The sequence below is a fragment of the Streptomyces sp. NPDC060198 genome (genome assembly GCF_042728415.1).
In the GTDB taxonomy this organism is placed as follows: domain Bacteria; phylum Actinomycetota; class Actinomycetes; order Streptomycetales; family Streptomycetaceae; genus Streptomyces.
Genome location: NZ_JBHWZJ010000044.1, coordinates 1 through 14,574 on the forward strand (window position 1 = coordinate 1; position 14,574 = coordinate 14,574).

At 71.4% G+C, this 14,574-nt stretch carries 11 protein-coding genes; 5 read left to right on the top strand and 6 right to left on the bottom strand.

Annotated elements, in window-relative coordinates; genetic code table 11:
- Positions 1-71: 71 nt before the first annotated feature.
- A complete protein-coding gene (locus ACFWEP_RS09035; protein ID WP_387367898.1) occupies positions 72-1,400 on the bottom strand; it encodes an ABC transporter substrate-binding protein in 1,329 nt (442 codons plus the stop codon).
- 769 nt (positions 1,401-2,169) lie between these two features.
- Between ACFWEP_RS09035 and aspT (ACFWEP_RS09040) the strand changes: the two genes are divergently transcribed.
- The 3 genes from aspT (ACFWEP_RS09040) to ACFWEP_RS09050 are packed head-to-tail and all read left to right on the top strand — an operon-like array spanning position 2,170 to position 7,242.
- Complete coding sequence (aspT, locus tag ACFWEP_RS09040) at positions 2,170-3,846, top strand: aspartate-alanine antiporter (RefSeq protein ID WP_387367901.1); 1,677 nt, start codon at positions 2,170-2,172, stop codon at positions 3,844-3,846.
- Complete coding sequence (gene aspT, locus ACFWEP_RS09045; protein WP_387367904.1) at positions 3,847-5,550, top strand: aspartate-alanine antiporter; 1,704 nt, start codon at positions 3,847-3,849, stop codon at positions 5,548-5,550. It begins immediately after the preceding gene.
- A 36-nt stretch (positions 5,551-5,586) separates the two neighbouring features.
- Positions 5,587-7,242 carry a bifunctional aspartate transaminase/aspartate 4-decarboxylase gene (locus tag ACFWEP_RS09050; RefSeq protein ID WP_387367907.1) on the top strand — a complete coding sequence of 552 codons (1,656 nt, stop codon included), beginning with the start codon at positions 5,587-5,589 and terminating at the stop codon, positions 7,240-7,242.
- Positions 7,243-7,251: 9 nt separating this feature from the next.
- Here the strand turns inward: ACFWEP_RS09050 and ACFWEP_RS09055 are convergent, their stop codons facing one another.
- Complete coding sequence (locus ACFWEP_RS09055; RefSeq protein ID WP_387367910.1) at positions 7,252-7,944, bottom strand: FadR/GntR family transcriptional regulator; 693 nt, start codon at positions 7,942-7,944, stop codon at positions 7,252-7,254.
- 186 nt (positions 7,945-8,130) lie between these two features.
- Here ACFWEP_RS09055 and ACFWEP_RS09060 point away from each other — a divergent pair, with 186 nt between their 5' ends.
- Positions 8,131-9,888, top strand: coding sequence for a 2-isopropylmalate synthase (locus tag ACFWEP_RS09060; protein WP_387367972.1), 1,758 nt, complete (start codon positions 8,131-8,133; stop codon positions 9,886-9,888).
- Between the two features lie 148 nt (positions 9,889-10,036).
- Here the strand turns inward: ACFWEP_RS09060 and ACFWEP_RS09065 are convergent, their stop codons facing one another.
- From ACFWEP_RS09065 to ACFWEP_RS09075, 3 genes are all read right to left on the bottom strand, one after another.
- A complete protein-coding gene (locus ACFWEP_RS09065) occupies positions 10,037-10,678 on the bottom strand; it encodes a maleylpyruvate isomerase N-terminal domain-containing protein (RefSeq protein WP_387367913.1) in 642 nt (213 codons plus the stop codon).
- Between the two features lie 96 nt (positions 10,679-10,774).
- Positions 10,775-11,710 carry a spermidine synthase gene (locus ACFWEP_RS09070; protein WP_387367916.1) on the bottom strand — a complete coding sequence of 312 codons (936 nt, stop codon included), beginning with the start codon at positions 11,708-11,710 and terminating at the stop codon, positions 10,775-10,777.
- Positions 11,711-11,833: 123 nt separating this feature from the next.
- On the bottom strand, positions 11,834-12,301 hold the full coding sequence (locus tag ACFWEP_RS09075; RefSeq protein ID WP_387367919.1) for a hypothetical protein: 468 nt from the start codon (positions 12,299-12,301) through the stop codon (positions 11,834-11,836).
- A 242-nt stretch (positions 12,302-12,543) separates the two neighbouring features.
- On the opposite strand from ACFWEP_RS09075, the gene ACFWEP_RS09080 reads away from it, so the two are divergent.
- Positions 12,544-13,917 (top strand): tetratricopeptide repeat protein, encoded by a 1,374-nt coding sequence (locus ACFWEP_RS09080; RefSeq protein ID WP_387367922.1) that lies wholly within the window; start codon positions 12,544-12,546, stop codon positions 13,915-13,917.
- A 40-nt stretch (positions 13,918-13,957) separates the two neighbouring features.
- Here the strand turns inward: ACFWEP_RS09080 and ACFWEP_RS09085 are convergent, their stop codons facing one another.
- Positions 13,958-14,554 (bottom strand): histidine phosphatase family protein, encoded by a 597-nt coding sequence (locus ACFWEP_RS09085; protein ID WP_387367925.1) that lies wholly within the window; start codon positions 14,552-14,554, stop codon positions 13,958-13,960.
- Between the last annotated feature and the right edge of the window lie 20 nt (positions 14,555-14,574).

A 14,574-nucleotide genomic window follows, 5' to 3' on the forward strand; every position in this document is an offset into this window, starting at 1 on the left:
CCCCGGACGGGGTGGCGGGCGCACGCCGATGGCGGTGCGGGAGGCCTGTGGGCCTTCCGCACCGCCGGGGATCAGCCGATCACCTTGTCGATGGACTGGACGGCGGTGTCCCAGGCCTTGTCCGGGTCGGTGCCGCGCTGCTCCATGTTGTTGATCTCGGTGGAGATGGTGTCCTTGATGGTCGCGTCCTTCGGGCCGAGGACGGCCTCGGGGATGGTCTTGGCCTCACCGGCGTAGATCTCACCGATGGGGGCGTCGTTGAAGTACGGCAGCTTCGCGTCCTTCACACCCGGGAGGTCGTACGCACCCGTGTTGGACGGGAAGGAACCGATCGCCTTGAAGACGGCGGCCTGCTGCTCGGGGGCGGTCAGCCAGGCGACGAGCTTGATGGCCTCGTCGACGTGCTTGCCGGAGCTCGGAACACCGAGGAAGGAGCCACCCCAGTTGGCGGCGGTACCACCCGGCGCGCTGGTGATGTCCCACTTGCCCTTGTTGCCGTCACCGGCGTTGACCGAGATCTGGCCGGCCATCCACGCCGGGCAGGCGACGGTGGCGATGGTGCCCTTGCGGAGCGCGGCGGCCCACGGGTCACCGAACTGCGGGACACCCTGGGTCAGCTTCTTGGAGGCCGCCTCGGCGGCCAGGGCCCAACCCTGCTGGACGGCGGGGCTGTCCTTGTAGATCGCCTTGCCGTCCTCGTCGTAGTACTGCTTCGCGCTGGAGCTGACGACGGCGTTGAACATCGCGCTGGCGGAGTCCATGAAGTAGGTGCCCGCGGGCGCCTTCGCCTTGAACTTCTCGCCCAGCTTGATGTAGTCCTCCCAGCCACCCTTGACCAGAGCGGCGACCTCGGTGCGGTCGGTCGGCAGACCGGCCTTCTTGAAGAGGTCGGTGTTGTAGCAGAGGGACATCGGGCCGATGTCGGTGCCGGCGCCGATGAGCGCACCGCTGGAGGTCGTGGCCTGCTTGGCCTTCCACGAGACGAAGTCGGTCGCGTCGATGACCTTGCTCAGGTCCGCGAACTGGTCCGCCTTGGTGTCGGTCAGCTCCTTGATGCGGCCGACCTCCAGACCCTGGACGTCCGCCAGGCCGCTGCCCGAGTTCAGCTGCTGGAGCAGCTTCGGGTAGTAGACCTTCTCTTCGGCCGTGGTGTCTTCCTTGACCGTGATGTTCGGGTGGAGCTTGTGGTACTCGGCGAAGAGACCGGCTTCCTTGTACCCGAACTGGCCGTAGTCGGCGACGGTCAGAGTGATGTTGCCGCCTGCGGCGTCGCTGCTGCCGCTGTCGTCGTCAGACGAGTCGCTGCAGCCGGCGAGCAGAAGGGCGGTGGCCGTCAGGCCAGTGGTGGCCACGATCGCGGCTCTACGGCGTCGACCTGCGACGTTGCGGGTGATGCGCATTCCACTACTCCTATATCCAGGGTGTGACTGGCGGTTGACTCACTGCGGGACCCAGGCGCCGTGAGTGCCGCGCCAGGTTGTACTGGGGGGAAGCACGGGCAGTGCCGATCGCACGTCAAAACGGGTGTGCGATGTGGGAGCGCTCCCATGCGCCGATGACGGAAGGTTGCTGCCTCAAGGGGGTGGGTGTCAAGACTTGAAGACGCTTCCGTTGCGCGAGCGTGTCCGGCAAGTCACGAGACCGTGTCCCGCACAGGGCTTGCCAATTGGCCAACTTGCGGGGACGTTGACGTCCCGTCATCGGATCACCGCAGGTGAGAGCCGGTTCGCGTACCTGGCCCGGCTCCACCGGCCGAAACCCGCCGTCCCTGAACGGACCTCGGCGCGTGGCCGGTTCTTTACCCGGCCCGAGCGAAAGCAGGCCGCCGAAAAGTGAACAGGGACCCCGCCGGAAACAATCTGGGCCGCCGACTGTGGCCCGATCGTGTTCTTTCCTCGAAGGCCACCGAAGGCACGGACACCCCGCAGGAACCACCCCGGAGACCGGGGACAACCGGAATCCCACCGGACCCCCTCCCGGCGGTCCGCCGGCACGTCCTCGGAACTCCTCCCTCCCCGAGACCGTCAGACGGCCGGAAGTTCTCCCGCCCGGCGACTCGCGGAACCCGCTCCCCCACGGCGGGCCGACATGCCCTCCCTCCCCACCCTTGCTAATTTCCCCGTTATGTCAATCATCGTCACATTCATCCCCGGCGAGGCCTGACGCGTCATGGGGGTCATCCGGGACCACCCCGAACTCGCCCTCTTCCTCTGTCTCGCCGTCGGCTACCTGGTCGGCAAGGCCCGCGTGGGTCCGATCACCCTCGGCGGGATCTGCGGCACGCTGATCGTCTCGTTGCTCCTGGGCACGCAGCACGTCAGCGTCAACGAGGACGTCAAGACGATCTTCTTCGCCCTCTTCATCTTCTCCCTCGGCTACATGGCGGGACCGCAGTTCTTCGCCAACCTGAACCGCCGCAGCCTGCGCTACTTCGCCCTCTGCCTCATCGAGCTGGTCTCTGTGCTCGGCATCGCCTACGGGCTGGCCCAGGGCTTCGACCTGGACGTCGGTACGGCGTCCGGCATCCTCGCCGGGGCCGCCACCGAGTCCGCGGTGGTCGGTACGGCCACCGAGGCCATCGGCAAGCTCAGCGACCTGACCGCCGACCAGGTCAGTCGGTACCAGGGACACGTCGCCACCGCCTACACGGTCTGCTACCTCTTCGGCCTGATCACCATCGTGCTGCTGACCAGCCAGATCATGCCGATGCTGATGCGCATCAACCTGGCGGACGCCTCCCGCGAACTCTGGGAGCGGATGCGCGGCGGCTCCGCCGGGCTGGAGTCCGACGAACGGGAGGCGCTGCCCGGCACGGTCGGCCGCACGTACCTGGTGACGCTCGCCGACGGGCGCACCGTGGGCGAGCTGGAGCAGGCGCTCGGCGGCCGGGTCACGGTCGAGGGCATCAAGCGGGGCAGCAAGCTCCTCAGCCCTTCCTCCGGGCTCGAACTCACCCTCAGCGACCTGGTCCAGGTCGTGGGGCGGCGGTCGGCCATCATCGAGGCGGGCCGCGAGATCGGCCCCGAGACGCCCTCCATTCCGGGGCTGGACACCCCTCTCGCCACCAGCCAGGTCGCCGTGACGGAGAAGTCGACGCACGGCAGCTCCATCGACGCCCTGGAGCGCACGCACCCCGAGTTCCGCGAGGACGGGGTCTACATCACCGACGTGGTCCGCAACGACCAGCACCTCCCCGCCACCGGGGAGACCACGCTCTACCGGGGTGACGTCCTCACCCTGGTGGGAGCGAGGAACGGCCTGAAGAAGGTGGTGGCGAAGATCGGAGCGGTGGTCAAGAACGACTCCACCGACTTCATCTACCTCGGACTCGGTATCGTCGCCGGCTCCCTGCTCGGCCAGGTCGTCGTCTACGCCGGGGACATCCCCCTGTCGCTCGGCACGGGCGGCGGCTGTCTGATCTCGGGGCTGCTCTTCGGATGGTTCCGCTCGCGCAAGCAGACCTTCGGCGCGTTCCCCCCGCAGGCCGCGACGACCCTGAAGGACATGGGGCTCGCCGTCTTCATCGCCTGCACCGGACTGGCCGCGGGACCGCAGGCGTGGCCGCTGCTGAAGGAGTACGGCGCGCTGCTGCCGTTCGCCGGGATCGCCATGGTGCTGGTGCCCGCGACGCTCTCCCTGATCGTCGGACGCAAGCTGCTGAAGATCGAGAAACCGCTGCTGATCGGCGCCATCGCCGGGCAGCAGTGCTCGACGCCCGCGATCACCGCCGTCACCCAGGTGGCGCAGAGCTCGGTGCCTCTGCTCGGCTACACGATCACGTACACGCTCTCCAACTTCCTGCTGCCGTTGACCGGACCGATCCTCGTCGGTGTCCTGGGGGCCTGAATGATCGACTTCCTGAACCGGAACGTCTTCCAGCCCCATCCCGAACTCCTGGTCTTCCTGGTGGTCGCGTTGGGGTTCCTGCTGGGAAAGGTGCGCTACCGCGCCATCGCGCTGGGCGTGGTCACCGGCTGCCTGGTGGCCGGACTGGTGCTGGGCGCGCAGTTCAAGATCCAGATCGACGACACCCTGAAGAACCTGTTCTTCATCATGTTCCTGTTCGCCCTCGGCTACCGCGTCGGCCCGCAGTTCTTCCGCGGCCTGCGCAAGGACGGGCTGCCGCAGGTGCTCAACGCGGTCGTCGTCTGTGTGTCCGGACTGCTGATCTCCTGGCTCTTCGCGAACATGCTCGGGTACGGCCCCGGGCTCGGCGCCGGCCTGATGAGCGGCGCCCTCACCCAGTCGGCGGCCATCGGGGTCGCGCAGGACGCGATCGGCTCGCTGCCGGGGCTGTCGTCCGCCCAGGTGAAGTCGGAGGAGAACCTGGTCGCCGTCGGGTACGCGGTGACGTACCCGCTCGGCACGATCCTCTGCGCGATGCTGCTCGCCAACGTCCTGCCCCGGCTCTACCGCCACGACCTGGCGAAGGAGAGCGCCGAGCTGGCCGCGGAACTCGACGCTCCCGACGAGAGCCCCGACGAGGGCGAGGGCTACTACGAGGTGGTGCTGCGCGCCTACCGGGTGGAACGTCCCGACCTCGTCGGCCGGACCGTCGAGGACGTCGAGCGGCAGCAGCAGGGGTTCGGCCGCCGGATCTACCTCACCGCGGTCCGGCGCGACGGCGCGGTGCTGGAGCACTCGCAGGCGCGGGTCCTGGAGACCGGCGACACCGTCGCCGTCAGCGCGCTCCGCCACGACCTGGTGGAGTTCGACGCCCGTACGCACATCGGCGCGGAGGCCGACGACGTGGAACTGCTCGGCTACCGCACCGAGTCGCTGCACGTCGTGGCCTCGGAGAAGGCCCAGCTCGGCCGCACGATCGAGGAACTGCGCCGGGAGCCGTTCATGGTGGGGGTGTACGTCGACCGTCTCTACCGGGCGGGTTCGGAGTTCCCCTACCGGCTGACCACCCAGGTGGAGCGGGGCGACACCCTCGTCCTGACCGGTCCGGAACGGCTCGTCGGGCCTGCCGGGCAAGCGATCGGCAAGCCCGTGCCGACCAGTTTCGCCACGGACATGGTCTGGGTCGGCCTCGGCATCTTCCTCGGCGGCTGCCTGGGCATCCCCGCCCTCACGGCGGGCGGCGTCCCGATCTCGTTGTCGACCTCGGGGGGCGGGCTCATCATGGGGCTGGTCTTCGGCTGGATCCGCGCCAAGTACCCGACGTACGGGAACGTGCCGCCCGGCGCCCAGTGGTTCATGGACACCCTGGGACTGTGCGTGTTCGTGGCCGTCGTGGGGATCAACGCCGGGCCGAGCTTCACGAGCGGTCTCTCGGACGCCGGCTGGGGCCTGCTGCTGCTCGGCGCGGTGGCGACCGTGGTCCCGCTGATCGTGGGCTTCCTGTTCGGGCACCACGTCCAGCGCATCGAGTTCCCGATCCTGATGGGCGTACTGGCCGGCGGCCAGACCACCACGGCGGCGATCGGCGCGATCAACGAGACGTCGAAGTCCCAGATTCCCACGCTCGGTTACACGATTCCGTACGCCGTCGGGAACGTCCTGCTGACCGTGTGGGGCGCCGTGATCGTCCTCCTCAACCACTGACCCCGGAAACCACTGACCCCGGAAAGGGACACCGCCATGCCCAGGACCAGCCTCAGCCGGGAAGAGATCCGGTCGTACGCACAGCTGAGCCCGTTCGAGCTCAAGGACATGTTCATCAAGATCGCCCAGACCTCGCAGAGCGACCAGCCCGGCCAGAAGGGACAGGCGATGCGGGCGATGCTCAACGCGGGGCGGGGGAACCCGAACTGGGTGGCGACCGGGCCGCGGGAGGCGTACCACGCGCTCGGCTACTTCGCCCTCTCGGAGTGCAAACGCGTCTGGACGGCGGACAACCTCGGCGGGATGCCCGAGCAGAAGGGCTGCGCCGAGCGCTTCGCCTCCTTCGCGCGGGCCCATCCGGACCTGCCGGGGATGGAGCTGCTGCAGGCGTCGTTCGAGCTCGCGGTGAAGCGTTTCGGCTTCGACCCCGACGCCTTCGTCCACGAGATGGCGGACTCGTCGATCGGCGACAACTACCCGGTCCCGGACCGCATCCTGCACCATACGGAGAGGATCGTGCGGGGTTATGTGGCCGACGAGATGTTCGACCACCGCCCGCCCGAGAACCAGACCCTGAGCCTGTTCGCCACCGAGGGCGGCACGGCCGCCATGTGCTACGTCTTCGACTCGCTGATGAAGAACGGCATCCTGGCGAAGGGTGACCGGATCGCCCTCATGGTGCCGGTGTTCACGCCGTACCTGGAGATCCCCGAGCTCGACACGTACGACTTCGACGTGGTGCGGGTGGAGGCGAGCCTCTTCACCGAGACGGGCGTGCGGCAGTGGCGGTACCCGGAGGAGGAGGTCGCCAAGCTGGCCGACCCCTCGGTGAAGCTGGTCTGCTGCGTCAACCCGAGCAACCCGCCCTCGCTGGCGCTCTCCCAGCGGGTGGCCGACCAGATCGCGGGGATCGTGGCGGACGCGAACCCGCGTCTGATCGTGGTGACCGACGACGTCTACGGGACGTTCGTGGAGGGCTTCCGCTCGCTCGCCGCCGACCTTCCGCGCAACACCCTGCTGGTGTACTCGTACTCCAAGCACTACGGCGCGACGGGCTGGCGGCTCGGGGTGATCGGGCTGCACGACGACAACGTGATCGACGAGATGCTCGCGGCGCACTCCCCGGAGTGGAAGGAGCGGCTCGACCGGCGGTACGGGACGCTCTCGCTCGAACCGGAGAAGATCCGGTTCATCGACCGGCTGGTGGCCGACTCCCGTCAGGTGGCGCTGAACCACACCGCCGGGCTCTCGCTCCCCCAGCAGGTGATGATGGTGCTGTTCTCCCTCTTCGACATGCTGGACGAGGGTCAGGCGTACAAGCACCGCATCCGCGCCATCGTCCGCCAGCGGCTCGAACTCCTGCTGGAGGGGGTGCACATGAAGGTCTCCGAGGACCCGAAGCGGGCCGCCTACTACATCGAGCTGGACCTGCTCGCGGAGGCCGAGCGGGTGCGGGGCAAGGCGTTCGCCGACTTCCTGGAGCAGAACTACGAGCCGGTGGACCCGCTGTTCCGCCTCGCCGAGCAGACCGGCGTGGTGCTGCTCAACGGAGGCGGCTTCGACGGCCCCGAGTGGTCGGTACGTGTCTCCCTCGCCAACCTGGACGACCTGGACTACCTCCGGATCGGCCACCACCTGCGCGTGATCTTCGACGAGTACACGCAGGAGTGGCAGGAGAGCACGGGAAGCTGAGGGCTCCGCTCACGCGCCGCGCAGGAGGGCGAGGGTGGCCTCCAGATCGGTCCTGGTCAGGCGTTCGGCCGCCTCCCCGTCCCCCTCGACGACGGCGCGCACGAGCGCGGCGTGGGTGTCCTCGCCGTGGCCCGGGTGCTCGGCCCGCAGGTCGAGCAGGTCGACCAGGTCGATGAGCCCCTGCCGCAGCGCGGGGGCGAACTCGCCGAAGAGATCGGTGAGTACGGGGTTGTGGGCGGCGGCCACCACCGCGCGGTGGAGCGCGATGTCGGCGTCCACGAACTCCGCGTCGCCCCAGCCGCTCGCGGCCCGCCGGGCGGCCATGGCCGCGTCCAGGGCGGCGATGTCGTCCTGGTCACGGCGCTCGGCGGCGAGCCGGGCGGCCTGCACCTCGATGAGCATGCGGACCTCGTAGATGTCGGTGACCGCGGCCCGGCGCAGCCGCGCCGGCCAGTCCTCGTGCGGGCGGTCGGCGACGACGAAGATGCCGGCCCCCTGGCGGGGCTGGAGCATCCCGGTGGCTGCGAGGGTGCGGACCGCCTCTCGGACGGTGGAGCGGCCGACGCCGAGGGCTTTGGCGAGGGTCGTCTCCCCCGGGATCTTCGTGCCGACCGGCCATTCGCCCCCGGTGATCCGTTCGCGCAGATGGGCGGTCGCCTGGTCGACGAGGGGGCTGGGACGGAGAGGGCCGAGGGAGGACACGCGTTTCACCTGTCGGGTTGTCTGAAGACTTCTACTGTGCCTACTGTACCGGCATGACGCTCAGCGGCCTCCTTCTTCTCGGTTGCCGCGGCGGGGCCTGAAGCGACCGGCACCCCGCCGCGGGGTACCGTGCTGCGCCGGTCGCATCCGGCCACCCGTGAAGGAACTCCCGTCCCGATGCCCACGATGCACAGCTTCCCCACCCTCCGTACGCCGCGCGGCCCGGTGCCCGCCGGCTCCCCGGCCTGGAACCCGCAGCGCGCCAGCGACATGCCCTCGCACCGCTACCGGTCCGCCTTCGACCGGGTGCACGTCCCCTCCCCGGAACGCGGCTGGCCCGACGCGCGGATCGAGAAGGCGCCCCTGTGGGTGCCCGTCGACCTGCGCGACGGCAACCAGGCGCTGGCCGAGCCGATGGACACCCCGCGCAAGCGCCGGATGTTCGACCTGCTGGTCACCATGGGGTTCAAGGAGATCGAGATCGGCTACCCGTCCGCGAGCCGGACGGACTTCGACTTCGTCCGCCACCTGGTGGAGAGCGACGCGATCCCGGGAGACGTGACCCCCGTCGTCTTCACCCCGGCCAAGCCGGACCTGATCGCGCGGACCTTCGAGTCGGTGGCCGGGATGGACCGCGCGGTGGTCCACCTCTACATCCCGACCGCCCCCGTCTGGCGCGACGTCGTCCTCGGCCGGGACCGCGCCCAGGTGTGGGCGACCGTGCGGGAGGCCGCCGAGCTGATGGACCGGCTGGCGGGCGAACACCCGGCTACGGACATCCGGTTCGAGTTCTCGCCCGAGGTCTTCGTCCTGACCGAACCGGACTTCGTGCTGGAGGTCTGCAACGGGCTGACGGCCCTGTGGGACGCGTCCCCGGACCGGCCGGTGATCCACAATCTGCCCGCCACGGTGGAGATCGCGACGCCCAACGTCTACGCGGACCAGATCGAGTACATGCACCGGGCCCTGGACCGCCGGGATGCGGTGATCCTCTCCGTCCATCCGCACCACGACCGGGGTACCGGGGTGGCCTGCGCCGAACTCGCCGTACTGGCGGGCGCGCAGCGGGTGGAGGGCTGCCTCTTCGGCAACGGCGAGCGCACCGGCAACGTCGATCTGGTGAACCTGGCGCTGAACCTGCACGCCCAGGGGGTCGACCCGATGGTGGACTTCTCGGACATCGACGAGATCCGCCGCACGGTCGAGCACTGCAACCGCCTCGCGGTGCCGCCGCGCCACCCGTACGCCGGGGACCTCGTGTACACCGCGTTCTCCGGCACCCACCAGGACGCCATCAGCAAGGGGTTCGCGCACCACGAGCGCACCGGCTCGCCGACCTGGGACGTGCCGTACCTGCCGATCGACCCGGCGGACGTGGGGCGCGGCTACGAGGCCGTCATCCGGGTCAACAGCCAGTCCGGCAAGGGCGGGATCGCCCATCTGCTGCACAGCTCCCACGGCGTGGACCTGCCCGCCCGGATGCGGGCCGACTTCTCCCGCACGGTGCAGCGGGCGACCGACGACAGCGGCCTGGAGGCCACGGGCAAGGACCTGTGGGAGCTGTTCACGGCGACGTACCTGACGCCGGGCCAGGACGGACCGGTGGCGCTGGAGGCGTGGACCACCGACGTCGTCGCCGAGGGGGAGCACCGGTTCGCGTGCACCCTGCGCGCCGAGGACGGCGGCGGGCTCGCGGCGGGAGACTACGAAGGCACCGGCAACGGCCCGCTCTCCGCGTTCGTCCGCGCGCTGACGGGCGCCGGTCACGAGGTGGAGATCCTCGACTTCACGCAGCACGCGACGACCGCCGGCCGGGACAGCCACGCGATGGCGTACGCGGAGTGCCGGGTCGGCGGCCGGGTGGTCTGGGGCGCGGGCCGGGACACCTCGGTGCTGACCGCCTCGGTGCTGGCGGTGCTCTCGGCGGTGAACCGGGCGGCGTAGAAAGGAGATTCGGTCCAGGTCGGACGGCCGCGGACCCACGGCCGCCCGGCCCTGACAGGCACCCCATGACCGCCGTCGCACCCGGTGGCGGGCGGACGCGTCTTTCGCCGGCCTGTCCAGGGACGTGACGTGCGGGGCCCGCACCGTCCTACAGGACGCGCAGCGCCTCGCCGCTGTCGCGTTCGCGGCGGGCCAGCGCGTGCAGCACCGCTTGGTCGCCGTGGCGGTCGCGGGCGGCGGCGACCAGCACGTCGACCGCGATCGCGAGCGCCGCTCCGGGCGCCCGGTGGGGGGCGTCCACGCTGAGGGCCAGGTCTTCGAGGTGGACGGCCAGTTCGACACAGCGGGTCCGGAGGTAGCCGTCCAGCAGCATCTCCTCGCCCGGACGGTGGAGCACCTCCACGCGCCGGTCGTCCGGCTCCTCGTCCAGCCGAGGGGTCAGCCGCCCCAGCGCCTCCCGCGCCTGCCCGGCGACGGCCGCCGGGCCGGCCGTGGCCGTCTCCTCGCTCCGGGCGCGCACGCCGACGTTGAGCGCCGAACCGGGGTCGGCCGTGCCGACGAGCCTGGCGTAGTAGCGCACCGCCGACACCGGTTCGGCGCCGACCACCGCGCCGGCGAGGAACCACTCGACCTGGAGGACACTGTTCGCGAGATGACCCGCCAGCCCGCCCACCGTCATCCCGGGCAGCACGGACTCCTTCTCCCAGGAGTCCGCCACCTCGTCCGACTCCAGCAGCCGTACGGCCTGTTCGGCGGCCGGCAGATACGCCTTCCGGATCTCTGTCGTCATGGCGGGCATCCTGCACGACCGCTGGTCACCACGACAGGTGCAATCCACATGCTGGACGGGCGTCCCAACATGTGGACCGTCGCCCTATGTCCGGAGTCAGTCGAACGCCGTCGGAGGCGGTGCCGGGGACGCCTTGGCGCCCGCGTCGGTGACGACCGCCGCACCGCCGGTGAAGTCGGCCAGCGCGCGGCCGTGTTCGACACGTCCGGGATGCGGGTCGGTGGCGACGCGGCGGGTCAGCTCGGCGACGGCGATGGGGCGGTCGGAGGCGACGAGCACGGCGTTGCCGAAGCGGCGCCCGCGCCACACCGTGGGGTCGGCGGCGAGTGCCAGTTCGGGGAAGTGCGCGGCGGCGGTGGCGATCTGGCCGCGCAGGTGGGCCAGCGGCGGTCCGTCCGCGAGGTTGGCGACGTAACTCCCGCCGGGTCTCAGCACCCGGCGCACCTCGGCGAGGAACTCGGTGGTCGTCAGGTGCGCGGGAGTACGGGCCCCGCCGAACACGTCGGCGACCACGAGATCGGCCCAGCCGTCGGGTATCTTGCCGAGCCCTTCCCTGGCGTCCAGGGCGCGGACGCGGACCCGGGCCTGCGGGTCGAGCGGCAGCTCCCGGCGCACGAAGGCGACGAGCGGCGCGTCGATCTCGACGATCTGCTGCGTGGAGCGGGGGCGGGTGGCGGCGGTGTACCGGGCGAGGGTGAAGGCGCCGCCGCCCAGGTGCAGGACGTGCAGCGGGGCCCCGGGGGGTGCGGCGAGGTCGATGACGTGGCCGATCCTGCGCTGGTACTCGAAGGAGAGGTACGTGGGGTCGTCGAGGTCCACGTGGGACTGCGGGGCCCCGTCGAGCAGGAGCGTCCAGGCGTCCCGGCGCTCCTTGTCGGGGGCGAGTTCGGCGTGGCCGCCGTCGACGGCGGCGGTGAGCGCCTCCCGCCCGCGCCCGGACCGCCCGGAACGCTCCGCCCCGTCCGGCCGCTCGGCCCGGTCCGCCCGCTTGCCCGGCTTCGCGTTCCCCGCCACCCCTCCTCGACGTGCCACGTCCGTCCACCCTCACCACTCGGTCCGGCCGGTTCCGCGTCCTCGTCGCGCGGGGCCGGCTGGGGCGGGGGCACCGCCGGGGGACGACCCCGGAACAACCCCGCCCACCTGGACATTATGGGCTCAGCGGCAGTTGTCGGCCGCTTCGATCATGCGGGCCGCCTGGTCGAGCGCGACCCGGAGGGCCGCGGGGTCGGTGACCGGGGCGTCCTCGGCGGGCGGCAGCAGCCAGCCGGTTCCGGAGACGGGCGCCTCCTCGGGGAGGCGCAGCCCCCGGCCCTCGGTGCTGGTACACGCGCTGCCCGGCACGTCCCAGCCCTCGGCGGTGCCGGGCGGCACCAGGAAGCCGACGGTGTCACCGGCTCCGTCGTGGAGGACCGGTCCCACCGCGACGAGGTCGGCGCCCCGGCGCAGGATGTCCACGGCCTCCAGTCCCTGCCGGGCGGGGACGGTGACGAGATCGCACAGGTGCGCGGCGCACCCCTCGATCGGGTCGGATGCCACGTGCGGCGGAACGGCCGGCTGCGCCCCCGCGTCCTTCGAGGTGGCCGCAGTGGTCCGTGGGCCGGTCTCCGTGCCGAGGTGAAGCATGGGAACCCCTCCTGTCGTCGCCGAACGGAGCCACGCCCCGTCTCCGCATGGACCAACGCGCCGACCGCGTCAAGGGCTACGGTGCCGAGCCGCCGCAAAGGGTGGCAGTTCATGGCGGATCACTGCCGAGATGCCCCCCTTTGTCGCGAAACACTGTGTGAAGGGCCCGTCACACCAGGTACGTTCTTGCTCCGCCGGGCCACCTGAGGCATGCGCCCGGCTGCACCAGAGAGGGCCACGCCATGGTGTCGTCACGGGCCGTTCCCAACCTCGTCTTCCGCCAGTTGCGCGGAGCGCGCTCGGCGGGAGAGTTCGCGGCGGCCGTCCGCAGGGCCGCCCGCGAGATCGGCGAGCAGGTCGCCTGCGACGCCCGCTACATCGGCCGCGTGGAGTCCGGCGAGATCCGCTGCCCGAACTACGCGTACGAACGGGTCTTCCTGCACATGTTCCCCGGCACCACCCTGGGGGACCTGGGCTTCCCGGACCGGGAGAGCGTGCGCGGACGATCGGCGCGCACCCGCGTACCGGCGGCCTGGAGACCCCTGCCCGGGGACACGGCTCCGGCCCTCTCCGTACCCAGCGACATCGAGGAGAGCGACGTGCTGCGTCGCGTGTTCATGACGAGCGGCACCACCAGTGTGGCGACCGCGTCGATCGGGCTCGGCGCCCACCGGGCCGCCGGAACGCCGATCGTCCTGCCCGCCCAGCGACGGGCCGGCGAAGCCGAGGTGCGGTCCGTGGAGGAGGCCGTGCGCGAGATCCGCGTCCTCGACGACCAGCACGGCGGCGACGGACTCTACCGGCGTGCCGCCCAGCCGCTGCGGGCCGCGTACGCCCTGCTCGACTCCGGCACGCCCACCCGCCGCACCACGGCCGACCGGCTGCACGCCGGGGCCGGTGAGCTGGCCCTGTCGGTGGGCTGGCTGGCCCACGACTCGGGGCGGTTCGACGATGCGCGCTCGTACTACGCGGAGGCGCTGGCCACCGCCCGGGTCGCGGGCGACGCGGCTCTGGAGGCGCACGCCTTCTGCAACACGTCGTTCCTGGCCCGCGACGCCGGACGGCCGAGGGAGGCGGTCCGGGCGGCGGAGGCCGGGCAGCGCGCGGCCCGCTCGGTCGGCTCGCACCGGCTGCTGGCCCTGCTCGCCCTGCGCGAGGCGGGCGGCCGGGCCGGGCTCGGGGACCGTACGGGATGCGACCGGGCGATCGCACGGGCCCGGGCCGCCTTCGACCGGGGGCCCGCCGAGCGTGACCCGGAGTGGATGAGCTTCTTCCGCGAGGCGGAGATGCACCTGCTGGAAGCGCAGTGCTGGTCGGCCCTGGGCGACTGGCCCCGGGCAGCCCGGCACGGCCGGCGGGCCACCGCGCTGCAGGACCCGCACTTCACCCGGAACCTCGCGCTCTACCGCGCCCAGCTGGCGGGCGACCTGGCCCGGGCCGGCGCGGCGGAGGAGGCGGTCCGCTCCGCCCATCAGGTGCTGGACCTGCTGGACCGGGTCCGGTCCACCCGCATCAGCGGGATGCTCGCGGGGACGGTACGCGTCCTGGGCGCCGACCGTGAGGCGACGGCGGTGACGGGTCTGCTGGAGCGCTACCGGGCCGTGCGCAAGGGCTGAACACGGCGGCGGGCCGTCGGCCGGCCCGGTGACGGGCCGCTCAGCGTTCCAGGTGACCGGTGTCGTTCCACCGCTCGACGGCGGGCATCCCGTAGGCCCAGCCCAGCACCGACAGCGAGGTCGGCTCCAGCCGGACGCGGGCGCCGAACATCAGGTCCTCGCCCAGCCAGCGCGCGGCGAGCGACCGCAGGATGTGGCCGTGCGCGAAGACGAGGACGTCGCGTTCGCCGGAGCGCACCCGTTCGACGACCCCGTCCGCGCGGGCCGTGATGTCGGCGGTGGACTCGCCGCCGGGAACGCCGTCGCGCCAGATCAGCCAGTCGGGCCGGTCCGCCTTGATCTGCGCGGGGGTGAGGCCCTCGTAGTCCCCGTAGTCCCACTCCATCAGCGCGTCCCAGGTCTCGGCCCGGTCCCCGAAGCCGGCCAGCTCGCAGGTCTCGGAGGCCCGTACCAGGGGGCTGGTGCGGACGTCGGTGTCCGGCAGCCCGGACCAGGGCGCCCGGTGCAGCCGCTCGCCGAGCAGCTTGGCGCCTTCGCGCCCCGAGTCGAGCAGCGGGATGTCGGTCCTGCCGGTGTGATTGCCCTGGACCGACCACTGGGTCTGGCCGTGCCGGGCGAGCAGGATGCGCGGTGCCATGAGCGGGCTCTCCCTGAGAA